The organism is Synechococcus sp. GFB01 (assembly GCF_001039265.1).
In the GTDB taxonomy this organism is placed as follows: Bacteria; Cyanobacteriota; Cyanobacteriia; order PCC-6307; family Cyanobiaceae; genus NIES-981.
Window position 1 is genome coordinate 1 of record NZ_LFEK01000034.1, and the last position, 21,219, is coordinate 21,219.

General features: G+C 68.8%; 23 protein-coding genes, 2 tRNA genes and 3 pseudogenes. 15 read left to right on the plus strand and 13 right to left on the minus strand.

Going from position 1 to position 21,219, the window contains the following annotated elements:
- Window positions 1–36: 36 nt before the first annotated feature.
- Window positions 37–1,113 (plus strand): annotated as a pseudogene (gene psbA / locus SYNGFB01_RS05640) (photosystem II q(b) protein).
- Between the two features lie 118 nt (window positions 1,114–1,231).
- Here the strand turns inward: psbA and nth are convergent.
- The gene (gene nth / locus SYNGFB01_RS05645) at window positions 1,232–1,885 is read right to left on the minus strand and encodes an endonuclease III (protein ID WP_048017285.1); all 654 of its coding nucleotides are present in this window, start codon (window positions 1,883–1,885) and stop codon (window positions 1,232–1,234) included.
- A 94-nt stretch (window positions 1,886–1,979) separates the two neighbouring features.
- Here nth and SYNGFB01_RS05650 point away from each other — a divergent pair, with 94 nt between their 5' ends.
- Complete coding sequence (locus SYNGFB01_RS05650; protein ID WP_235299943.1) at window positions 1,980–2,411, plus strand: cupin domain-containing protein; 432 nt, start codon at window positions 1,980–1,982, stop codon at window positions 2,409–2,411.
- Window positions 2,412–2,434: 23 nt separating this feature from the next.
- Window positions 2,435–3,523, plus strand: a pseudogene (gene aroC / locus SYNGFB01_RS05655) (chorismate synthase).
- Between the two features lie 24 nt (window positions 3,524–3,547).
- Here aroC and SYNGFB01_RS05660 read toward each other — a convergent pair.
- From SYNGFB01_RS05660 to psbO, 5 genes are all read right to left on the minus strand, one after another.
- The gene (locus SYNGFB01_RS05660; protein WP_048017286.1) at window positions 3,548–4,093 is read right to left on the minus strand and encodes a hypothetical protein; all 546 of its coding nucleotides are present in this window, start codon (window positions 4,091–4,093) and stop codon (window positions 3,548–3,550) included.
- Window positions 4,094–4,112: 19 nt separating this feature from the next.
- On the minus strand, window positions 4,113–4,736 hold the full coding sequence (locus SYNGFB01_RS05665) for a bifunctional 4-hydroxy-2-oxoglutarate aldolase/2-dehydro-3-deoxy-phosphogluconate aldolase (protein WP_048017287.1): 624 nt from the start codon (window positions 4,734–4,736) through the stop codon (window positions 4,113–4,115).
- A gap of 19 nt (window positions 4,737–4,755) precedes the next feature.
- Window positions 4,756–6,600, minus strand: coding sequence for an ATP-dependent zinc metalloprotease FtsH3 (gene ftsH3 / locus SYNGFB01_RS05670; RefSeq protein WP_048017288.1), 1,845 nt, complete (start codon window positions 6,598–6,600; stop codon window positions 4,756–4,758).
- A 74-nt stretch (window positions 6,601–6,674) separates the two neighbouring features.
- Window positions 6,675–7,847, minus strand: coding sequence for a sulfate adenylyltransferase (sat, locus tag SYNGFB01_RS05675; protein ID WP_048017289.1), 1,173 nt, complete (start codon window positions 7,845–7,847; stop codon window positions 6,675–6,677).
- 145 nt (window positions 7,848–7,992) lie between these two features.
- A complete protein-coding gene (gene psbO / locus SYNGFB01_RS05680) occupies window positions 7,993–8,814 on the minus strand; it encodes a photosystem II manganese-stabilizing polypeptide (protein ID WP_048017290.1) in 822 nt (273 codons plus the stop codon).
- A 144-nt stretch (window positions 8,815–8,958) separates the two neighbouring features.
- On the opposite strand from psbO, the gene SYNGFB01_RS05685 reads away from it, so the two are divergent.
- Window positions 8,959–9,300: a hypothetical protein gene (locus tag SYNGFB01_RS05685; RefSeq protein WP_048017291.1), complete on the plus strand. Its 342-nt coding sequence runs from the start codon at window positions 8,959–8,961 to the stop codon at window positions 9,298–9,300.
- Here the strand turns inward: SYNGFB01_RS05685 and coaBC are convergent.
- Together coaBC and SYNGFB01_RS05695 are read right to left on the minus strand one after the other, a co-directional pair.
- The gene (gene coaBC / locus SYNGFB01_RS05690; protein WP_048017292.1) at window positions 9,245–10,513 is read right to left on the minus strand and encodes a bifunctional phosphopantothenoylcysteine decarboxylase/phosphopantothenate--cysteine ligase CoaBC; all 1,269 of its coding nucleotides are present in this window, start codon (window positions 10,511–10,513) and stop codon (window positions 9,245–9,247) included. The genes SYNGFB01_RS05685 and coaBC overlap by 56 nt on opposite strands.
- Window positions 10,514–10,519: 6 nt before the next feature.
- Window positions 10,520–10,741 carry a DUF2555 domain-containing protein gene (locus SYNGFB01_RS05695; RefSeq protein ID WP_048017293.1) on the minus strand — a complete coding sequence of 74 codons (222 nt, stop codon included), beginning with the start codon at window positions 10,739–10,741 and terminating at the stop codon, window positions 10,520–10,522.
- A 103-nt stretch (window positions 10,742–10,844) separates the two neighbouring features.
- On the opposite strand from SYNGFB01_RS05695, the gene SYNGFB01_RS05700 reads away from it, so the two are divergent.
- The 4 genes from SYNGFB01_RS05700 to SYNGFB01_RS05715 all read left to right on the plus strand — a co-directional run bounded on the left by SYNGFB01_RS05700 (window position 10,845) and on the right by SYNGFB01_RS05715 (window position 12,047).
- A tRNA-Ala gene (locus SYNGFB01_RS05700) sits at window positions 10,845–10,917 on the plus strand.
- 91 nt (window positions 10,918–11,008) lie between these two features.
- Window positions 11,009–11,170, plus strand: a complete 162-nt coding sequence (locus tag SYNGFB01_RS14535; protein ID WP_048017299.1) for a PCP reductase family protein — start codon at window positions 11,009–11,011, stop codon at window positions 11,168–11,170.
- A 42-nt stretch (window positions 11,171–11,212) separates the two neighbouring features.
- On the plus strand, window positions 11,213–11,410 hold the full coding sequence (locus tag SYNGFB01_RS05710; RefSeq protein WP_048017294.1) for a hypothetical protein: 198 nt from the start codon (window positions 11,213–11,215) through the stop codon (window positions 11,408–11,410).
- Window positions 11,411–11,684: 274 nt separating this feature from the next.
- Window positions 11,685–12,047, plus strand: a complete 363-nt coding sequence (locus tag SYNGFB01_RS05715; RefSeq protein WP_235299944.1) for a DUF565 domain-containing protein — start codon at window positions 11,685–11,687, stop codon at window positions 12,045–12,047.
- On the opposite strand, the gene SYNGFB01_RS05720 is transcribed toward SYNGFB01_RS05715, so the two are convergent.
- The gene (locus SYNGFB01_RS05720) at window positions 12,034–13,086 is read right to left on the minus strand and encodes an aspartate carbamoyltransferase catalytic subunit (protein WP_235299945.1); all 1,053 of its coding nucleotides are present in this window, start codon (window positions 13,084–13,086) and stop codon (window positions 12,034–12,036) included. The genes SYNGFB01_RS05715 and SYNGFB01_RS05720 overlap by 14 nt on opposite strands.
- Window positions 13,087–13,112: 26 nt before the next feature.
- Window positions 13,113–13,805, minus strand: coding sequence for a DNA-3-methyladenine glycosylase (locus SYNGFB01_RS05725; protein ID WP_082325891.1), 693 nt, complete (start codon window positions 13,803–13,805; stop codon window positions 13,113–13,115).
- Here SYNGFB01_RS05725 and SYNGFB01_RS14845 point away from each other — a divergent pair.
- The gene (locus SYNGFB01_RS14845; protein WP_200900067.1) at window positions 13,804–13,941 is read left to right on the plus strand and encodes a hypothetical protein; all 138 of its coding nucleotides are present in this window, start codon (window positions 13,804–13,806) and stop codon (window positions 13,939–13,941) included. The two genes, SYNGFB01_RS05725 and SYNGFB01_RS14845, sit on opposite strands and share 2 nt — an antisense overlap.
- Window positions 13,942–13,950: 9 nt before the next feature.
- On the opposite strand, the gene SYNGFB01_RS05730 is transcribed toward SYNGFB01_RS14845, so the two are convergent.
- Window positions 13,951–14,244 carry a DUF6679 family protein gene (locus SYNGFB01_RS05730; protein WP_048017302.1) on the minus strand — a complete coding sequence of 98 codons (294 nt, stop codon included), beginning with the start codon at window positions 14,242–14,244 and terminating at the stop codon, window positions 13,951–13,953.
- A gap of 66 nt (window positions 14,245–14,310) precedes the next feature.
- Here SYNGFB01_RS05730 and SYNGFB01_RS05735 point away from each other — a divergent pair, with 66 nt between their 5' ends.
- Entirely contained in the window at window positions 14,311–15,105 is a 795-nt protein-coding gene (locus SYNGFB01_RS05735) for a creatininase family protein (RefSeq protein WP_072061569.1), read from the plus strand.
- A 37-nt stretch (window positions 15,106–15,142) separates the two neighbouring features.
- Entirely contained in the window at window positions 15,143–15,436 is a 294-nt protein-coding gene (gene gatC / locus SYNGFB01_RS05740; protein WP_048017295.1) for an Asp-tRNA(Asn)/Glu-tRNA(Gln) amidotransferase subunit GatC, read from the plus strand.
- Between the two features lie 14 nt (window positions 15,437–15,450).
- Here gatC and crtR read toward each other — a convergent pair whose 3' ends face one another.
- A complete protein-coding gene (gene crtR / locus SYNGFB01_RS05745; protein ID WP_048017296.1) occupies window positions 15,451–16,485 on the minus strand; it encodes a beta-carotene hydroxylase in 1,035 nt (344 codons plus the stop codon).
- Between the two features lie 93 nt (window positions 16,486–16,578).
- A tRNA-Leu gene (locus SYNGFB01_RS05750) sits at window positions 16,579–16,660 on the minus strand.
- A gap of 97 nt (window positions 16,661–16,757) precedes the next feature.
- Here SYNGFB01_RS05750 and SYNGFB01_RS16265 point away from each other — a divergent pair.
- The 4 genes and pseudogenes from SYNGFB01_RS16265 to SYNGFB01_RS05765 all read left to right on the plus strand — a co-directional run.
- The gene (locus SYNGFB01_RS16265) at window positions 16,758–17,015 is read left to right on the plus strand and encodes a Ycf66 family protein (protein WP_369795489.1); all 258 of its coding nucleotides are present in this window, start codon (window positions 16,758–16,760) and stop codon (window positions 17,013–17,015) included.
- Window positions 16,981–17,412, plus strand: a complete 432-nt coding sequence (locus SYNGFB01_RS16270; RefSeq protein WP_369795490.1) for a hypothetical protein — start codon at window positions 16,981–16,983, stop codon at window positions 17,410–17,412. Before SYNGFB01_RS16265 ends, SYNGFB01_RS16270 begins: the two co-directional genes overlap by 35 nt.
- Window positions 17,413–17,513: 101 nt before the next feature.
- Window positions 17,514–20,326 (plus strand): annotated as a pseudogene (gene ileS / locus SYNGFB01_RS05760) (isoleucine--tRNA ligase).
- Between the two features lie 44 nt (window positions 20,327–20,370).
- The coding region (locus SYNGFB01_RS05765) for a glycosyltransferase family 39 protein (RefSeq protein ID WP_200900068.1) at window positions 20,371–21,219 on the plus strand (849 nt) is incomplete at its 3' end.

A 21,219-nucleotide genomic window follows, 5' to 3' on the forward strand; every position in this document is an offset into this window, starting at 1 on the left:
CATACCCGTTCCTCTGGAACATTCCTTCTCGTTCTCATGACCACCACTCTCCAGCAGCGCTCCGGCGCCTCCAGCTGGCAGCAGTTCTGCGATTGGGTCACCTCCACCAACAACCGCCTCTACGTGGCTGGTTCGGTGTGCTGATGATCCCCACCCTGCTGGCTGCGACCATCTGCTTCATCGTGGCGTTCATCGCCGCCCCTCCCGTCGACATCGACGGCATCCGTGAGCCCGTTGCCGGCTCCCTGATCTACGGCAACAACATCATCTCCGGCGCTGTTGTGCCTTCCAGCAACGCCATCGGTCTGCACTTCTATCCCATCTGGGAAGCCGCCAGCCTCGACGAGTGGCTGTACAACGGCGGTCCTTACCAGCTGGTGGTGTTCCACTTCCTGATCGGCGTCTTCTGCTACATGGGCCGTGAGTGGGAACTCTCCTACCGGCTCGCATGCGCCCTGGATCTGCGTGGCCTACAGCGCTCCTGTGGCCGCCGCCTCGGCTGTGTTCCTAGTCTATCCCTTCGGTCAGGGCTCCTTCTCCGACGGCATGCCCCTCGGCATCAGCGGCACCTTCAACTTCATGTTGGTGTTCCAGGCTGAGCACAACATCCTGATGCACCCCTTCCACATGCTGGGTGTGGCCGGTGTGTTCGGCGGCAGCCTGTTCTCCGCCATGCACGGCTCGCTGGTGACCAGCTCGCTGGTGCGTGAGACCACCGAGAGCGAGAGCCAGAACTACGGCTACAAGTTCGGCCAAGAGGAAGAGACCTACAACATCGTGGCTGCCCACGGTTACTTCGGTCGCCTGATCTTCCAGTACGCCAGCTTCAACAACAGCCGCAGCCTGCACTTCTTCCTGGCTGCCTGGCCGGTGGTCGGCATCTGGTTCACCGCCCTGGGCGTGAGCACGATGGCCTTCAACCTGAACGGCTTCAACTTCAACCAGTCGATCCTGGATGGCCAGGGCCGTGTGGTGAACACCTGGGCCGACGTGCTGAACCGCGCCAACCTGGGCATGGAAGTGATGCACGAGCGCAACGCTCACAACTTCCCGCTCGACCTGGCTGCTGCGGAAGCCACCCCCGTGGCGCTGACCGCCCCGGCGATCGGCTGAGGCCCAACAGCCCAGCTGAACCCCACTGCCCGTCAGCAGCTGGGCTGACCAACGGAATCCCGCAAGCCCCCGCCCTCCGGCGGGGGCTTTTTGCTTGGGGGCAGCCGGGGCCAGATGCTCANGCCTTGCGGCAGACCAACGGCCGGCGACGGCGCGGGTAGACCTCCCGGCAAAGCGGGCAGGCCGTGCCATCGCAGCCGCGGGCGGTGCAGAACTCCCGCCCATAGAAAATGATCTGCAGATGCAGCTTGTTCCAGGCCTCGCGCGGAAACAGCGTCTTGAGGTCGCGCTCGGTCTGCTCCACGCTGCGGCCGCTGCTGAGGCCCCAGCGCTGGGCCAGGCGGTGGATGTGGGTGTCCACCGGAAAGGCCGGCACCCCGAAGGCCTGGGCCATCACCACGCTGGCCGTCTTGTGGCCCACCCCCGGCAGCGCCTCGAGCGCGGCGAAGCTGCGCGGCACCGCGCCGCCATGACGCTCCAGCAGGAGTTCCGCCAGCCGGCGCAGGTTGCGGGCCTTGGTGCGGGCCAGGCCCAGCTGGCGGATGTGACCCAGGATCGTCTCCTCCGGCAGGGCCGCCATCGCGGCCGGATCCGGACCGGCGGCGAAGAGGGCCGGCGTCACCTCGTTCACCTTCCTGTCGGTGCACTGGGCGCTGAGCAACACCGCCACGAGCAGGGTGAAGGGATCGCGGTGATCGAGCGGCACCGGCGTCTGGGGGTACTGCTCCTCCAGCCGCTGGCGGATCAGCGCGGCCCGCTCCTGTTTTCTCACCCCGGCCAGACAACTCCGTGAGCGACGCTAAAGGCAGTCCCCACCGGAACGGCATGGCCCGGCGCCCCATCCCATCGCTCTGGCTGATCAGCCTGTGGCTCGCGGCAGGCGCCAGCCTGCGGCCCTGGCCGCCAGCGAAGGGCCCGGCAGCGAGGTCGACGGGGTGCGGGTGGAGACCCTGGCGCGCAGCAGCAAGGCCTGGACCGGCGAACCGCTGCCGGCCTATCCCCGGGGGCAGCCTCTGGTCACCGTGCTGCGGATCACCATCCCCGCCGGCGCCAGCCTGGGCAGGCACCAGCATCCGGTGATCAATGCCGGGGTGCTGCTGCAGGGGCGGCTGCGCGTGGTGCTCGATAACGGCAGCAGCCGGGAACTCAGAGCCGGCGACGCCCTGATCGAGGTGGTGAACCGGATCCACAGGGGTGAAAGCCTCGGCCCCGATCCGGCCGTGATCGTGGTGGTCTATGCCGGAGCCGAAGGGCTGCCCATCACGATTCCCCCGGAGCCGGCCGGGCCATCTTTGTAGGCTCGCCCCAGCACGGGCACTCCATGGGCAGCAGCTTCGGCCGGCTCTTTCGCATCCACACCTTCGGCGAATCCCACGGCGGCGGCGTGGGCGTGATCGTGGATGGCTGCCCGCCACGGATGCCCCTGGATCTCGAAGCCATCCAGGCCGAGCTGGACCGCCGCAGACCGGGCCAGAGCCGCATCACCACCCCCCGCAAGGAGGACGATCGCGTCGAGATCCTCAGCGGTCTGCTGGATGGGGTGACCCTCGGCACCCCGATCGCGATGCTCGTGCGCAACAGAGATCAGCGACCGCAGGACTACAAGGAGATGGAGGTGGCCTTCCGCCCCTCCCACGCCGATGCCACCTACCAGGCTAAATACGGCATCCAGGCCCGCAGCGGCGGCGGCCGCGCCTCCGCCCGCGAGACGATCGGCCGCGTCGCCGCCGGCGCCGTCGCCAAGCAACTGCTCGCCCGGGCCAACGGCACCGAGGTGCTCGCCTGGGTGCAGCGCATCCACACGATCGAGGCCGAGATCGATCCGTCAGCCGTGACCCTGGAGGCCGTGGAATCAAACATCGTGCGCTGCCCTGATTCCAGCAGCGCCGAGCGGATGATCGAGCGGATCGAGGCGATCGGCCGCGAAGGCGACTCCTGCGGCGGCGTGATCACCTGCCTGGTGCGACGGCCACCGGTGGGGCNTGGGCATGCCGGTGTTCGACAAGCTCGAGGCCGACCTCGCCAAGGCGGTGATGTCGCTGCCGGCCACCAAGGGCTTCGAGATCGGCTCCGGCTTCGGCGGCACCCTCCTCAGAGGCAGCGAGCACAACGACGCCTTCCTGCCCAGCGAGGCCGGCCGCCTGCGCACCGCCACGAACAACTCCGGCGGCATCCAGGGCGGCATCAGCAACGGCGAGGAGATCGTGATCCGCGTGGCCTTCAAGCCCACTGCCACGATCCGCAAGGAACAGCAGACGATCAACGACCGCGGCGAAGCCACCACCCTGGCAGCAGGGGGCGGCATGACCCCTGCGTGCTGCCGCGGGCCGTGCCGATGGTGGAGGCGATGGTGGCGCTGGTGCTGGCCGACCATCTGCTGCGCCAGCAGGGGCAGTGCAGCCTCTGGTGAGGGCGGCGTCGCCGCCCTCGAAGCTCAGCTGAGCCGATCCGCCAGCGGCCTGGCAACGGCGTTGCTGCCCTGCTCGGGGTTGAGCGTGGTGGCGCGCACGGCCTTCTTGCGCACGGGGTTGCGGGCGGCCGGTTTGGGGGCCACCACCTTGCCGGCAGCGGGCTTCCTGGCCTCGGATGGCTTGGCCGCCGCGGGCCTGGCCGCTGCCTTGTTCGAAGCCCTGGCTGCGGAAGCCTTCCGGGCGGCAGGCTTGCGCCCGGCGGCGGGAGCCGGGCTGCGCCCCACCCGATTGCGGTGGTTGAGCACCATCGCCCACTCCTCATCGGTGAGGTTGGCGGGTTTGGCGCCGTGGGCATCGGCCAGCTTCGCCGCCTTCTCGATGTCGGCGATCAGATTCTTCCAGGATGTGGCGAACCGCTTGTCGCTCTGGGATTTGGCGCCGCTCTCCACCAGGGTCTGCACCACCCCGGCTGGGGTGACCTTCTTGCGGCGGCGGTTGAAGATCTCCTTCTGAAGCTGGGCGATCAGGGCATCGGCCCTGTCACTCAGCTGAATGGTGAGTTGCGACATACAGGAAGACAGCTCTATCTCAGCGGTAGCCATGGCGCTGCAGATTGACAATCAGGCTGGCCAGGCCGGGCTGCAGGGCTGGCGCAGGCTGGTGGTCGGCGAACAGCGCTGAGCCCAGGGCCACCGCGTCCACACCGGCCCGGAGCCATGGCCCCACGTCGTCGACGCCGAGCCCGCCGGCGGCGATGCAGAAGGGCAGCGGCCCCAGAGGACCGCTGAGGGAATGCCAGTATCCGGGTCCCACGGCACGGGCCGGGAACAGCTTCACCAGCCGGGCTCCCCAGCCGATCGCCTGAGCCAGCTCGGTGGGCGTGAACACACCCGGCACCAGCGTGATCCCCAGGGTGGTGGCGCGTCGGAGCAGCTCGCGATCGCCGATCGGCGACACGGCATAGTCGAGCCCGGCCGCAACGGCGGCCTCCAGATCGGTCAACCGGCGCACGGACGCCGCACCGAGGTGCAGCTGTGGAAAGGCCCTGATCAGTTGCCGCATCATGGCTACCCAGGCCTCGCTGGGGTTCACGGCCAGCTCCACATGCCGCAGACCAGCGGCCTGAAGGGCCTCCAGCTGCGGCAGGGCCTCACCCTGATCCCGCGGGCGCAGCACCGCCAGCAAGGGCAGACGCCGCAGGCCCGCGATCAGCGGATCAGCGGCGCCGTCGTCAGACGTATTCGGCCACCTTGACGTCGGAGTTGATCAGCAGCTCCTGGAGTTCCTCGGCATCCACAGTCTCCTTCTCCACGAGCATCTCGGCCAGCTGATCCAGCACGGCACGGTTGGCGGTGAGCACCTCGGTGGCGCGCCTGTAGGCCTCTGCCACCAGCTGGCTCACCTCCTCGTCGATCGCGGCGGCGGTGTCTTCGGAGAAGTCGCGTTCCGCCGCGATGTCGCGCCCGAGGAACATGCCGCCCTGGCTGCGACCCAGGGCCACCGGTCCGAGGCGATCGCTCATGCCGAAGCGGGTGATCATCTGGCGGGCGACACGGGCCACCTGCTGCAGGTCATTGGAGGCACCGGTGGTGACCTCGTCGTCTCCGTAGACGATCTCCTCGGCGACCCGGCCGCCAAGAGCCACGGCCATCTGGTTCTGAAGGTAGGCGCGGGAATAGAGACCCGATTCCATCCTCTCCTCGCTGGGCGTGAAGAAGGTGAGGCCGCCAGCCTGGCCGCGGGGAATGATCGAGATCTTCTGCACAGGGTCGTAATCGGGCATCAGCGCGCCCACCANGGCGTGGCCCGCTTCGTGGTAAGCCACCAGGCGCTTGCGCTTCTCGCTCATCACCCGGTCCTTCTTCTCGGGGCCCGCCATCACCCGCTCGATGGCATCGTTCACCTCGTCCATCGAGATCTCGGTGAGCTGACGGCGGGCGGCCAGGATCGCCGCCTCGTTGAGCAGGTTGGCCAGATCCGCTCCGGTGAACCCCGGCGTGCGGCGGGCCACCTTGTCAAGGTCCACATCCTTGGCCAGGGTCTTGCCGCGCGCATGCACGCCGAGGATCTGCAGACGGCCGCTGTAGTCGGGCCGGTCGACGACGACCTGGCGATCGAAACGGCCAGGGCGAAGCAGCGCCGCGTCGAGCACGTCGGGACGGTTGGTGGCCGCCACGATGATGATGCCGGTGTTGCCCTCGAAGCCGTCCATCTCGGTGAGCAGCTGGTTGAGGGTCTGCTCGCGCTCGTCGTTGCCGCCGCCGAGACCGGCACCGCGCTGACGGCCAACGGCGTCGATCTCATCAATGAACACGATGCAGGGTGCGTTCTTCTTGGCCTGCTCGAACAGATCGCGCACCCGGCTGGCACCCACGCCCACGAACATCTCGACGAACTCCGACCCGGAGATCGAGAAGAACGGCACACCCGCCTCGCCGGCGACAGNCTTGGCCAGCAGGGTCTTGCCGGTGCCGGGAGGGCCCACCAGCAGCACACCCTTGGGAATCTTGGCGCCGACGGCGGTGAAGCGGTCGGGGTTCTTGAGGAAGTCGACCACCTCGGTGAGCTCGAGCTTGGCGCCCTCGATGCCGGCCACATCGCCGAAGGTCACCTGGGTCTGGGGTTCCATCTGCACCCGCGCCTTGCTCTTGCCAAAGTTCATGGCGGGGTTGCCGCCACCGGCCTGGGCGCGGCGCAGCAGGAAGAACAGGCCGCCCAGGAGCAGCAGCGGGAAGATCAGGCTGCCCACCGCCTGCTGCCAGGCCGCCGGTTCACGGCTGGGCTGCACGGCGATGTCCACGTTGTGGTCGGTGAGCAGCTTCAGCAGATCCTTGTCGGGGGCGAGGTTGACCACGGCCCGCTGGCCGCTGTTCTCGACCACCTGGGCGGTGCCGCGGTCAGGCGAGATCAGCACGCGGCTGACCTCGTTGGCCTGCACGGCCTCCACGAATTCGCTGTACCGCATGGTGCCCGGCTGGCTGGCCGGATTGGGCCGATCCAGGAAGGCGGTGCCCACGGCGATCATCACGATCACCAGGAGCACGTACAGACCCGCGTTGCGCCAGCGTTTCTTCACGGCCAGGCCTCAGCTGAGAGTTAAGTAACGGAATGTTAACCGCCGCGGTCCCCAGGGATCGGGCTTGAGGGCCCTCAGGCAGCCGCCCGCAGAACCTCCACCACACTACGGAAGGCGAACCACTCCGGGATCTCCTCGCCGCCCCGCAGCATCTGGCGGAACTGGGTGCCGCTGAGCTTGCGCACGTGCAGGCCGCGGGCCTCGGCGTGCTCTGCGGTCACATAGNCCTCTTCCTCGGTATAGACGAGGTTCAGCGAGGGCACGGTCTCCATGCCCAGTTCCGGGGCGCAGTCGCGGGCGAAATCCTGGGCCTGGTAGGGACCGTAGAAGTCGTCGCCGCTGAGGCAGCTCTTCGAACCGGCCATGTCGCGGCCGATGATGAAGTGGGTGCAGCCGTAATTCTTGCGGATGATCATGTGCTGCAGCGCCTCGCGCNGGCCGGCCATATGCATCGAATAGGGCAGGTAGGCCCAGCGGATGCGGGGGTTGGCCACCTCGGCCGCCAGGCGCTCGTAGGTCTGGAAGCGCACCTCGCCGGCGATGTCGTCGTCCTGGGTGGGGCCGCAGGTGGGGTGCACCAGCACCACGCCGCCCTGGCTCACGTTGCTGGCATGAAGCGCCCGGGTGAACAGCTCGTAGTGGGCGCGATGGATCGGGTTGCGGCACTGGAACGCCACCACACTTTCCCCGGCCGGCAGGGTGGAGCGCACCTCGGCGGGGGTTCTGCAGGGGAACACCCGCCGCGGCAACTCCAGCCCCTGCAGCCGGCCGCCCATGTAATAGCGGCCGCGCTCGCTGGCGATCATCCGCACGGNCGGGTGCTCCAGGGACGTGGTGCCGTAGCAGCCCTTGGCCTCTAGCACCTTGTCGGGCTCCCACTTGCTCTCCACGGTGAACACCGCCAGCTCCTGGCCGCGGTAGGTGAGCAGCAGCCGATCACCCACGCCGATGGTCTCGTCGCTGGTGTCGAGCACGATCGGCAGACCGAACAGCAGGCCGCTGCTGGTGCGGTTGCGCTCCACCACCGAGGCGTAGTCCTCCTGGTGCATGAAGCCGCGCAGCGGCGAGAAGCCGCCCACGATCAGCAGCTCCACGTCACAGGCGTTGCGGTCGCTGCACTCGAGCCGCCGACTTGCGCTGGCCTTGACCGCTTCCCGTTCGGCCGCCGGCACCATCAGATCCACCAGGCTGCCCCCGTGGGGCGTGATCAGGCCGGATGTGGCAGCAGATGGGGCGGCAGCAGTCATGGCCAGGCGATCGAGTGGCCAGGATTCTCCCAGACGGGCTCCTTCAACCCTGCGGTGAGGCCACCGCGGAGCGCATGCCAAGGGGGTCCCGAGGGACCCCCTGGCAACGGCGGTTGTCGGACGTCCCCCGGGAGCCGTGAGCGACTCAGACCTGCTCCAGGCGGCCGTAGAGCTGACCGGTGATCTTCACGTCGACCGGATCCTTGGAGCCCATGTCGGTGTCGGAGGGCTGGATGGCGGTGAACACCCCGGCGAACTCGCCGGTGCTGCCATCCACCTTGGTGATCGAGAGCTCCATGTTGCCGGTGCCCTCCACATAGCGCTTGATGTTCTCGCGGGCGATCTCCTCATTGTCGGCGCCCAGACCCACCAGACCCTGCGCATACTCGACCCCGGTGGTCAGGCCGCGGGCCTTCGGATCGAGGAAGTTGGACGTGCGGTAGCTGGGCACCCGGTAGCTACCGGTGAAGTCGGTGCTGGTGGTGATGGCGGCACCCTCAGCGGTGGCCTCGAGCTCCTTGCTGGAGAACACGAAGGGAACTTCCTCACCACCGGGCAGCAGCACGGTCACCAGCTGGAAATCGAGACCCCCCTGCTCCTTGAAGCTGAGACCGTCGCCCTGCACCGCCAGGTCGCCATAGACCTGGTCGAGGCTGGTGGTGAACCGGGTGAGAATCTTGCCGGACACGAACTGAGCCTCCTGGCGCTTGTTGGCCGGCTCACCCTTCACGAAGACCTCGGCGGGATGCATGCAGATCTCGCGGAGCTGATACTTGCCACCGGCGGTGAGAGGGATGGAACCGCGGGCTGATTCCGGCAGGGTCNGGCAATCGTTGGCCAGACCGGTGTTGTGGATGTCGTCGTAGGTGAGGCTGGGGCGGTCCTTGGCCTGGGCCCCTCCGCTGCACGCGGTCACCAGGGTCAGACACAGCGCCAGCACAAGGGCCAGCAGGGGACGGAAACGCATGGGAGAACGCCGCAGAGGAGGAGCGGGAACTGGGCTGCGGCGGATCCTACCGGTGCAAAACCCGGGTTCCCCGTACGATGACGCGGCTCTCAACAACCTGTATGCGAGGGCGGCAGCCACGGCCGCTGCCACGCCCCCGGCGCCATGACCAGCTCCAGTCCCCCTGGCCATCCCACCCCGCTCGATCCGGAGCAGCAGCAGCGGCTCCGCCAGGCGCTCGAGCAGATCGAGGCGCTCGCCGTCGAGCTCGATGGTGAACCGGCTGCCCTGCTGGCACTGCTGCGCCAGGTCGAGCAGCTGCACCGCACCATCCAGGACGGGCCCTTCCGCAACAGCCTGCCGGCCAACCGCAACGCCCTGTTCGATCTGCTGCAGACGATGGAGAGCAGCGGCGGCTGGCCCTACATCCCCCGACTGCAGCTGCGCACGTTCATGGATCTGTTGCAGCGCGAGCCGCCGGACGACGAACAGGCTCTGGCGGCCTGAGCGCCGTGAGCAGCTCGTGGGCGATGGCCAGCTTGCCGGCCGGGNCCAGTNGGCGCTGGGCATCACCCGGCCCCAGCAGCCAGCCCTGATTGAGCGGCGCGCCGAACCCCACGCCGGGCTGATCGATCGGGTTGGCAAAGAGCAGGTCACAGCCCTTGCGTGCGAACTTGGCCTGGGCCTGGCTCAGCACATCGCCGCTTTGGGCAGCGAAGCCGAGGATCCGCTGACCGGCCGGCCGGCGCGCCACCAGCCCCGCCAGCAGATCCGGCACCGCCTGCCAGCCTCGGCCCAGCTCGGCCTCCAGCTCATGCTTGGGCAGCTTGCCGGCCAGCGGCGAGGTCCGCCGATGATCGGCCACCGCCGCCGCCATGGCGACCGCATCGGCCTCCGGCTGAGCGGCAGCGAGAGCAGTCTCCAGCTCGGCAGCGGTCTGCACCGGATGGCAGGCCAGACCATCCAGCAGCAGGGGATCGAGGCTGAGCGGGCCGTGCACCAGCGTCACCGAAGCTCCGCGCAGCCGTGCTGCCTGAGCCAGCATCACCCCCATCAGACCGGTGCTGGGGTTGGTGAGGCAGCGTGCCGGATCGAGCGGCTCGCGGGTGGGACCGGCGCTCACCAGCAGCCGCAAGCCGCTCCAGTCGCGCTGCCAGCCCCACAGGGCCAGCGACTCCAGGGCGAGCAGCAGTTGCACCGGCTCCGCCATGCGGCCGGCTCCCCGCCGATCGCAGGCCAGCAGGCCCTCCGCCGGGCCCAGCGGCAGCACGCGCCCGAACGCCTGCAGCGTCTGCCAGTTGCGCAGCACCGCCGGAGCGCTCCACATCGCCGTGTTCATCGCCGCAGCAGCCACCACCGGCGCCTCGGTGGCCAGCAGCGTGCTGGCAAGCAGGGTGTCGCCGAGCCCCTGAACCCAGCGGCCCAGACTGCTGGCACTGAGCGGTGCCACCAGCACCAGCTCGGCCCATTCGGCCAGCTCCACATGCAGCGGCCGCGGCGCCTGATGGCTCCACTGGTCGGCATCGAGATGGCAGGGGTGGCGGCTGAGGCTGGCGAGAGCCACCGCACTCACGAGGCGCTCGGCGCTGGGCGTGAGCACACAGCGCACCCGGGCGCCGCGCTGCACCAGGGCGCTCACCACCTGGGGCAGCTTCACCGCGGCGATGCTGCCGCTGATCCCCACCAGGATGCGGCGTCCGGTCAGCGGATCGCCGCTCATCGCGGCTCAGTCCTCATCGAAGGGCTCCTGGTCGACCAGGTGCAGGTAGGGACGGGCCAGCTCGGGGCGGTGAATGGCCAGGGCCCGCATCAGATGCCAGTCGGCCAGCCCATCGAACGGGCTGGGGTAGTCGTCGTCATCGAGACGGCGGGCCAGTTCGGCGATGCTGGCCTCGTCAAAAGCCGCGAGCCGTTCGGGCGTGATCCACTCGGGGCTGGTTGATGTCATCGGCTGGGGCCTGGCGGCGTGGAGGAGCGGGTGGTGATGGGTGGGGTGAACCGAGCGATCGCGGGCCGAGCGATAATGAGTGCGCCGGTCACGGCACCCACCGGGGGAATTAGCTCAGCTGGTAGAGCGCTGCGATCGCACCGCAGAGGTCAGGGGTTCGAGTCCCCTATTCTCCATCGCCGGCTCCACGGCGGCCGCCGCCCCGGAGGCTGGGCTGTGACGCGGGGCTGCGTGATCCGGACAGCCCTCGCCCCTGCCTCAGCCCCCGTGAACTGGACGCCCCAAGCCGAAGCCCGACTCAAGGAGGTGCCGTTCTTCGTGCGGCCCGTGGTGCGCAAGCGGATCGAAAGCCTGGCCGCCGAGGCCGGCCTGGAAGCGGTCGATGAGGCCTTCTATGAGCAGGCGAAGTCGCGCTTCGGCCAGAACTGAGACGCCGATACGGTAAAAGGGGGGCACGTTCAGTCCCCATCAATGTCGCAATCGAAGCGCGAACAGGTGGTCAGCCACCTGCGCTACATCCGCCAGGAACTCCGCGAGATGCACCAGGGCGTGATGGAGGACGGACTGTTGCCCGAGGCCGGCGAAGTGCGGGGCGTGATGGCTCAGATGGAAGCCCTGCTGGAGCTCCTGGAGGGCAAGACGTCCCGCAAGAAGGAAAGCGACGGCTGAATCCAGCCGCGCAACAGACACCGCGGCCGTCAACCCCCAGCAGGACGCTCCGCCAAACGGCTCAGCCACGATTGCGGCGATCGCCGCGGGGCGGTTTCGTTGCTCCGTCCCCATCACCCCAGCCCAGGCCCCGGCCTCGGGCTTTTTTATTGGAATCCCCTATCAGTAGCGCCGGATTCACCCCAGAACGCCAGAGATGGTGTACAAAAGGGCTGGCAGGGCCAGGGCCGGGTGATGGGGATCACCGACCGCCAGCACCCCTGCCCCCCATTCTGTGGCGTCCGAGCGCTTTCTGGTATCCCCACGCCGTCAGCAGACCCGCTTCCAGCAGGAACTGGCTGGGGCGGGGGATGCCTTGGTGGCCTGGGCCCGGAACCCCTGGCGGCGCCTCTCGCTGCAGCTGATCGTGCTGCTGGTGAGCTTCAGCATCGGCGGCATGGTTGGAGCGATCACCGGCGCGCTCTCGAAGCTCGACCCGGTCGCCGCCCTGATCTGCGTCGCGGCGATGGAGCTGGCGATCCGGGCCCGCGGGCCCCTGCGGCGGCGAGGCGGCGACCGGCTGGGCCTGCAGCTGCTCGACATGGTCCGCATCGGCCTGCTCTACGGCCTGCTGGTCGACGGCTTCAAGCTGCTGTGACCACGGGCGGCGCAGCCCCGCTTCCCACCTCCGCCGCGATCAGATAGAGCAGGGCCATGCGCACCGGGATGCCGTTGCGCACCTGCTCATCCACCAGACAGCAGGCGGGATCGTCGAGCAGGGCGCCGGTCATCTCCACGCCTCGATTGACCGGACCGGGGTGCAGCACCGGCACCGGCCTGCCGCACAGGGCCAGGCGCTCATGGCTGAGGCCGTAGACGCGGTGGTAGGTGTCGAGGCTGGTGAGCAGGTGCTGCTGCATGCGCTCATGCTGCAGTCGCAGGGTCATTACCGCATCGGCACCCGAAAGGGCCCGCTCCAGCTGCCGCTCGATCCACACGCCGCCGCGGGCTGCCACCGGATCGCAGGCCTGACCCGGCGGCGGGGCCGCCACGAACTCGGCGAAGGCCTCCGGCAACAGGGTGGGAGGGCCGCAGAGCACCACGTCGGCGCCGCAGGCTGTGAGGGCCCAGAGATTGGAACGGGCGACCCGCGAATGGAGGATGTCGCCCACGATCACGATGCGCCTGCCGCGCAGAGCCTCAGGCGTGGGCGCTTCCGGCGCGAAATGGCGCGCAAGGGTGAACAGATCCAGCAGCCCCTGGCTGGGGTGGCTGTGCAGGCCATCGCCGGCGTTGAGCACCGCCACGCGCTCGCCGGCCTGGTCGAGATCGGCCGCCAGGCTCTGGGGCACGCCGGCGCAGCGGTGCCGCANCCACCAGCACGTTGGCCCCCATGGCCACGTAGGTGCGGGCCGTGTNCGAGCAGACTCTCCCCCTTGCTCANGCGAGCTGGAGGCGGGCGAGAAGCTCTGCACATCGGCCGAGAGGCGCCGGGCCGCGAGCTCGAAGCTGCTGCGGGTGCGCGTGCTGGGTTCGAAGAACAGCGTGGTGACCAGCCGGCCCTGGAGCGCGGGCAACTTCCTGGCGCCTGTGGTGGGCAGCGCCCGGAAGCGCTGCGCCAGCTCCAGAACGGTGGTGAAATCGGCAAGCGAGAAGGCCGCCAGATCGAGCACGTGGCGGTGACTCCAGTCGCTCAAGGCTGCCGGCAGCTGACGGCTTCAGGCTAGAAGCACGGCGAATCGGCGGCCAGCGACCANGCCTCCGGCGGGGCGGGAGTCCGGTCTCCGCGGGCGCGGCGGCTCACACTGCGGCTGNCCCGCAGATACCAGCGCCAGGGCAGCTCCTGTGCCTGGCTGATGCCGATCCGGCCGGTCTGCATCAGCTCCGTCGGGGTGAGGGTTGCCAGGGCAGCCGGTCTNGGCGCCAGCCAGAGCCCCCGATCCGGATGCGCCGGGCAGGCGTCATGCGACCGATCGATGCCGAAGCGCCGGGCCAGCAGCGCCGGCCCCGCGGCCACCCGTTCGCCCTCCCCGGGCANGGCCACCGCACGCAGCAGCACGCCGTTGGCCCAGTCGGCCCGGTCCGTCACCACATTCACGCAGTGGTGGATGCCATAGCTCACATACACATAAAACCGCCCAGGCTCACCAAACAGGGTTTCGTTGCCGGGGCTGCGGCGGCGATGCCCGTGGCAGGCCGGCTCTGCCTGGGAATAGGCCTCCGTTTCCACGATCACGCCCCAAAGCAGCTCGCCAGCAGCCCGCCGTGTCACCAGCAGGCAGCCGATCAGCTCGGGGGCGACCACTTCGGCGGGGCGGGCGAAGAAGCCCGGCGGCAATGCACTCGGGCCAGCCGCGCCGTGAGAACCGAGACCCGTCACAATGGGGCTCACACCCTGCAGGCCGCAGCTGGTCATGGCTTCCTCCGGTTTCAACCTCGGCACCGTGCTGGTGTTCGGCAGCGGGCTCTTTGTGCTGGCCAGCCTGTTCTTCGGCACCAAGGGCGGCTACTACGACACCGACGACTACGACGGCAACGGCACGGCCCACTGAGGCTGGCCACTAGGGCTGGCTGAGCCGCTCCGCCTCCGGGCAGTCGTCGGCCGTGAGCAATTCCTCCCCGGGGGAGCGGCTCACGAAGGAGAGGCGGGTGCTGACCGCGCCGATCGAATCGAGCCGCACGCTCTCCTCCCAGCTGTGGGATTCGTCGTCGTCTTCGGCGTCGTAGCGCAGCGTCACCAGATCCCCCTCGATCTCCACCACCAGCGCCTCCTCGATCCAGCGCTGCTGGTCGCGCAGAAACACCCACACGGGGCGCTGCTCGGCACAGAACTGGTAGAGCTTGCGGTGCAGCATGGCCATCACCAGGCGATGCAGGCCTGCCAACCCTAGGCACACCCAGGCGGGTTGCCGCCGTTCACCATGACCCAAACCAGTTTCCCCGGCCCTGCCGGTTCCACCGCCGACATCCGCCTGCAGCTCCGCAGCTGGCCGGAGGTGGAGACCTATCTGGCCCGCTGCAAGGGGGTGATCGTGCCGCTGGGCTCCACCGAGCAGCACGGCCCCACCGGGGCGATCGGCACCGATGCCCTCACCGCGGAGGCGGTGGCTCTCGAGGTGGGCCGCCGCAGCGGCGTGCTCGTGACCCCCACCCAGGCCTTCGGCATGGCGGAGCACCACCTCGGCTTCGCCGGCACGATCAGCCTGCAGCCCAGCACCCTGCTGGCGCTGCTGCACGATCTGGTGCTGTCGCTGGCCGGGCACGGCTTCGAGCGGATCTTCGTGATCAACGGCCACGGCGGCAACATCGCCACCAGCAGGGCGGCCTTCGCCCAGGCCTACGGCACGGCCGCCAGCCGGGGACTGCCGGTGGCGCCGCAGCTGCGCTGTCGGCTGGCCAACTGGTTCATGCGCCCGAGGCGATGGCGCTGGCCCGGGAGCTCTATGGCGAGCGCGAAGGGCACCACGCCACCCCGAGCGAGATCGCGCTCACCCTGCACCTCGAGCCCAGCCTGGAGGACAAGCAGCGCCCCCTGCCCGAACCGGCCCCGGCCGGGCCGATCCACGGGCCGGAGGATTTCCGCCGCCGCCACCCCGATGGGCGCATGGGCTNCCGATCCCTTCCTGGCCCGGGCCGAACACGGCGCACGCTTTCTGGATGTGGCTGCCGGCAGCCTCTGCCGTGAGCTGGAGGCGTTTCTGGCTGAGCCGGCCTGAGCGGCTAGCGTCACCCCACAGATTCCGCCTGGTCCGGATGAGCCGCATCACAGCCGACGACGTGCGCAAGGTGGCCGAACTGGCCCGCCTCGCCCTGCCCGAGGACAAGATTGCGACCTACACCGGTCAGCTCGAGCGGATCCTCGACTACGTGGCGCACCTGGAAGCGGTGGACACCACCGGGGTGCCCCCCACCACCCGTGCCGTTGAGGTGGTGAATGTGACCCGCGACGATCGGGTGGAACCCACCCCGGTGCGCGAAGAGCTCCTGGATCTGGCACCCCAGCGGGAGGGAGACTTCTTCCGCGTGCCGAAGATCCTGGGCGACTAGGGACTGTTCAATGATCAGCGCACCGGCGACACGGCGGTGCGATGCAACAGCTCGAGCACCCGCCGGCGGGCATGGCGGGTGGGCATCAGAGCCGCCAGTGGGCGGAGCTTGCTGCGCCGCTTCCTGTGGCTGCGCACACCCAGCAGGATGTCATAGAGGAAATTCAGACCATCGCTGCGGGACTCGAACAATCCGAGCCGCTGGGGTGAACCCTTGGCATCGAGAATCGGCTTCACTGCGTGATAGGCAGGCCGGTATTCAAACCAGGGAATCGAAGGCCAGAGATGGTGAATGAGGTGATAGTTCTGGCCCATGATCAGCCAGTTCATCAGCCTGCCCGGATACACGCGGGCATTGTGCCAGCGGTTGCGTGACTGGAACGGACGATGGGGCAGGTAATCGAAGAACAGACCGAGGGTCACGCCCACCATCAGTGCCGGCGCGAACCAGCAGTTGAACACGAACGGCAGAAAGCCATATTTGGCTGCTGCGATCACGATGGCGGCGAAGATGCCGCGGGCGATGCCCCACTCCAGCAACTCATAGCGACGCCAGAGGCGCCGGCGGAAGAAGAACACCTCGTGATAGAAGAAGCGTGGTGCGATCAGCCACAGCGGCCCGAATGTGCTGACAATGTGATCCGGATCATGCTTCGGATCGTTGACGTGGGCGTGGTGCTGCAGGTGCACCCGTGTGAACACCGGGAAGCTGAAACCCAGCAGCAGGGCGGCGCCGTGGCCCATCACAGCGTTCCAGATGCGATTGGGGTGGGCGGCGTTGTGGCAGGCGTCGTGGATCACCGTGCCTTCCAGGTGCAGCGCCAGGAAGCCGGTGAAGAGCAGCAGCGGCAGGGGCCAGCCGCCCGCGAACCAGCCCCAGATGGTGAGAGCGGCCAGGCCGTAGCCCGCCAGAAACAGCCCCACCGTGGGATTCCAGGCGGCAGGAGGGTCCAGGAATTCACGCGGCACCGCGCTCACGGCGGCACGGCTGGCGGGCAGCGGGGAGGTCGTGGTGCGGAGCCCGGTGGGCAGCGACGGAGCTTGCGTCATCCCCAGGGGCGGCGCCAACCGAAATCGTTGCACCACCTTAAGGAGGTGTAGAGCCGGATCCGGAGCCGGGGGTGAGGCTGAGCGAATGTCCGATGCCCACCGGGGGACTTGAACCCCCACGACCGAAGCCACTGGACCCTAAAACCAGCGCGTCTACCAATTCCGCCAGGTGGGCAGCCCTGCGACTCTAGGCAGGACCCGGCGTGGGGTCTGGCCCCAGACGATGGGGATCTGCCCGGGCCGCCCAGAATGGATGTTCCTGCCACCTGGCCATGCTCGCCACCCTCGGCGGCTACCTGGCGCTGCTGCTGGGCCTCGCCATCCTGCTGCTGCCGCTGCTGGCCACCGAACTGAGCCGTCCCCGCGATGCGGTGTGGGGCGCGGTGGTGCTGCTGCTGGGCCTGGTGCTGGTGACCACGGCGGAGCGTCTCAGCGGCGCGCCGATGCTCGGTGTGCTCTGCGGCGGTCTGCTGATCNGGCCGCCTCGGGCTGGAGGTGGGCCAGGCCCGCTGGCGGCTGCTGAGCCCTGAGGAACAGCAGCGGCTCTGGTCGAAGGAGCGCTGGCAGACCAGCCTCAGCCAGACCGGTGCCGCCCTGGCCCGGCTCCTGGAGGAGGCCAGCCGCCTGCTGGCCGGGTTCCGCGGCTGGCTGGCGGAGCGACGCCAGGCCCGCAGCGGCACCGGCAAGCGCTGGGTGCGTCCGGAACCGGAGACCACCCCGGCGGCCGGCGGCACCGATCAGCCGCCAGCCGCGGTCACGGAGGTGAGCTCGTTCGTGGAGCTGGATGCCCTGATCGAGGCCTCCGAAGCGACATCCGGGTCGGAGGCCCCGGCCGAAGACGCCACGGCCGAGCCCACTGCCGCGGCCGAGCCAGCCGATGCCGATGGCGAGAGCGCCCCCGAAGACGACGGCAACCGGGCGGGATAATCGCCCCTTGCCGCCCCGGCACCGTGACCGCCAGCCCCGTGTCCGAGTCCGCGCCCCTCTCCTACAAGGACACCCTCAACCTTCTGCAGACGCCCTTCTCGATGCGGGCGAACGCCAAGGTGCGCGAACCGGAGATCCAGGCGTTCTGGGCCGAGCAGCGGATCTATGAACGCCTCAGCCGGGAGAACCCAGGCGAGCCGTTCACCCTGCACGACGGCCCCCCCTACGCCAACGGGGCGCTGCATGTGGGCCACGCCCTCAACAAGATCCTCAAGGACATCGTCAACAAGACAGCCCTGCTGCAGGGCAGACGGGCACGCTTCGTTCCGGGCTGGGACTGCCACGGCCTGCCGATCGAACTCAAGGTACTGCAGGGTCTGAGCAGCAGCGAACGGGCTGAGCTCACGCCGCTCGGGCTGCGCCGCAAGGCCCAGACCTATGCCCTCGCGCAGGTGGAGCTGCAGAAGACCGGGTTCCGCCGCTGGGGCATCTGGGCCGACTGGGATGCGCCCTACCTCACCCTGCAGAAGAGCTACGAAGCCGCCCAGATCCAGGTGTTCGGCGCCATGGTGCTCGCCGGCCACATCTACCGGGGCCTGAAGCCGGTGCACTGGAGCCCCAGCTCCCGCACCGCCCTGGCCGAGGCCGAGCTGGAGTATCCCGATGGCCACACCTCCCCCAGCATCTACGTGGCGTTCCCGGTGGTGGAGCTACCCCAGGCGCTGGCAGCCCGGCTCGGCGGCGACCTCCCCAACCTGGCCGTGGCGATCTGGACCACCACACCCTGGACCCTGCCGGGCAACCAGGCGGTGGCGGTGAATGGCGAGCTCGACTACGTGATCTGCCGCAGCGGTGAGCGCCATCTGGTGGTGGCCTCCGCTCTGCGCGAGAGCCTCGAGGCCAAGCTCGAACGCACCCTCGAGCCGCTGCTGACGGTGAAGGGAGCGGAGCTGGAGGGGATCGTGTACCGCCACCCGCTGCTGGAGCGCACCAGCCCCGTGGTGATCGGCGGTGACTACATCACCACCGAAACCGGCACCGGCCTGGTGCACACGGNCCCNGGGCACGGCGTCGACGACTTCAACACCGGCCGCAAGTACAACCTGCCGGTGCTCTGCCCGGTGGATGAGGCCNGCAATCTCACGGCCGAGGCGGGCCCCTTCGCCGGCACCAATGTGCTGAAGGACGCCAACCCTGCGATCCTCAGCGCCCTGGAGGCGACGGGCCTGCTGCTCAAGCAGGAGCGCTACGAGCACCGCTACCCCTACGACTGGCGCACCAAGAAACCCACGATCTTCCGTGCCACCGAGCAGTGGNNTTTGCTTCGGTGGAGGGGTTCCGCCAGACGGCCCTCGAAGCCATCGCCCAGGTGGAGTGGCTGCCGGCCAGCGGCCGCAACCGCATCGAAGCGATGGTGAGCGAGCGGGGCGACTGGTGCATCAGCCGCCAGCGCACCTGGGGCGTGCCGATTCCCGTGTTCTATCACCGCACTACCGGTGAGGTGCTGCTCAACCAGGCCACCCTCAGCCACATCCAGGCTCTGATCGCCGAGCACGGCGCCGATGTGTGGTGGGAGCGCGATGAGGCCGCCCTGCTGCCGCCGGCGTATGCCGACGAAGCGGCCCAGTGGCGCAAGGGCACCGACACGATGGACGTGTGGTTCGACTCCGGCTCCTCCTGGGCCGGCGTGCTGGGTGGGATCGCCGGCAGCGAGAGCCGTGCACCCGAACTCCACTACCCCGCCGATCTCTACCTCGAGGGCAGCGACCAGCACCGCGGCTGGTTCCAGAGCAGCCTGCTCACCTCGGTGGCCGTCAACGGCCACGCCCCCTACAAGCGGGTGCTCACGCACGGTTTCACCCTCGATGAGAAGGGCCGCAAGATGAGCAAATCGCTCGGCAACGTGGTCGATCCCGCGGTGCTGGTGGAAGGCGGCAGGAACGAAAAACAGGAGCCTGCCTACGGAGCCGATGTGCTGCGGCTGTGGGTGAGCTCGGTGGATTACTCCGCCGATGTGCCCCTGGGGCCGGGCATCGTGAAGCAGCTCGCCGACGTGTACCGCAAGGTGCGCAACACGGCCCGCTATCTGCTCGGCAACCTGCACGACTTCGACCCCGCCCAAGACTCGGTGCGCTGCGAACAGCTGCCGCTGCTGGATCAGTGGATGCTGCAGCGCAGCGCCGCCCTGATCGACGCGGTCACGGGAGAGTTCGAGCGCTTCGAGTTCTACCGCTTCTTCCAGGCGCTGCAGAACTTCTGCGTGGTGGACCTCTCCAACGTCTACCTCGACATCGCCAAGGACCGCCTCTATGTGAGCAGAGCCGATGACTTCCGCCGCCGCAGCTGCCAGACCGTGCTGGCCCTGGTGGTGGAGCGGCTGGCGGGCCTGATCGCGCCGGTGCTGTGCCACATGGCCGAGGACATCTGGCAGAACCTGCCCTACGCGGTGGCCGAGACCTCGGTGTTCGAGCGCGGCTGGCCCACCGCACCCGAGCAGTGGCGCCGTCCCGATCTGGAGACACCGATGGAGCGGATCCTGGCGCTGCGGGCCCTGGTGAACCGTCAGCTGGAGAGTTGCCGCTCAGGCGGACAGCTCGGCGCATCCCTGGAGGCCCAGGTTCAGCTGGAACTGGAGGAGGGCAGCGAGACCACCGCAGAAGCCCTGCGGTGGCTGGAGCAATCCCCCCACCCCAGCGTCGACAACCTGGCCGACTGGCTGCTGGTCTCGAGCGTGCAGCAGGGCGGCGAGCCCCCTGCTGCGATGCTGGCGGAAGCCAGCGAAGGGGGGCTCACCGTGCGGATCGCCAGGGCATCCGGAGCGAAGTGCGAGCGCTGCTGGCACTACGAAACCGATATCGGCCAGCACCCTGCCCATCCAAGCCTCTGCGGCCGCTGCGTGGCGGTGCTGTGCTGAACCCGTCAGCCAGCGCTGTTCCTCCCCTCGGGCGCAACACCTGGATGGGCTGGGCCACGGTCCTCTGGCTGTCGCTGGTCTGCAGCCTCGCCCTGTTTGGGGGACTGTTCACTCTGGCCCCGGTCGACAAGACCGAGGCCCTGCAGATCGGCATCGCCGAAACGATGCTGCGGCTGCAGGAGTGGGTGGTGCCGCAGTGGAATGGCCACCTGTATGCCGACAAACCGCCCCTGCCGTATTGGCTCGCCATGGTGGTCTGGCAGTGGTTCGGACTCACCCCCGAGCTGGCACGGCTGCCGGCGGCGATCTGCGCAACCCTGGGAGTGGCCGTCATCGCCTGGTTGCTGCAGCGGGTGGCCCGTCGTGAGCTGCCCGCTCGTGAGGCCTGGCTGCGGGCAGCCCTGGCCGGCACCCTGCTGGCCCTCAGCCCCGGCTGGATCGTTTTCGCCCACTCGGCCGTCCATGACATCTACCTGAGTGTCGCGATCACGCTGGCCCTGGCCGGCTATGCGATCGGGTTCTGCATGCCGGAGAGCCCTTTCAGACCCCGGCGGTGGGCCGCCTGGATCGGCTTCTGGTGCGGTGTCGGCTTTCTGAGCAAGGGGCTGCTCGGAATCGGTCTTCCCCTGCTGATCATCGGAGCGGATTGCTGTCTGCGAGGCGAGACCCGGCGGGTCATCCTCCGACCGCTGCCGCTGCTGCAGATGGGCACGGCCATGCTGGTGGTGATCAGCCCCTGGTTGGCAGGCCTGATCGCCGGCAGGCGCTGGGACTATCTGCAGGGATTCATCGGGTTCAGCAATCTGCAGCGGGCCACACAGGCCGTTGATGGCCATCACCAGCATCCGCTCTTCTACCTGCCGGTGCTGCTGGCCCTGCTGTGGCGTGGTGGC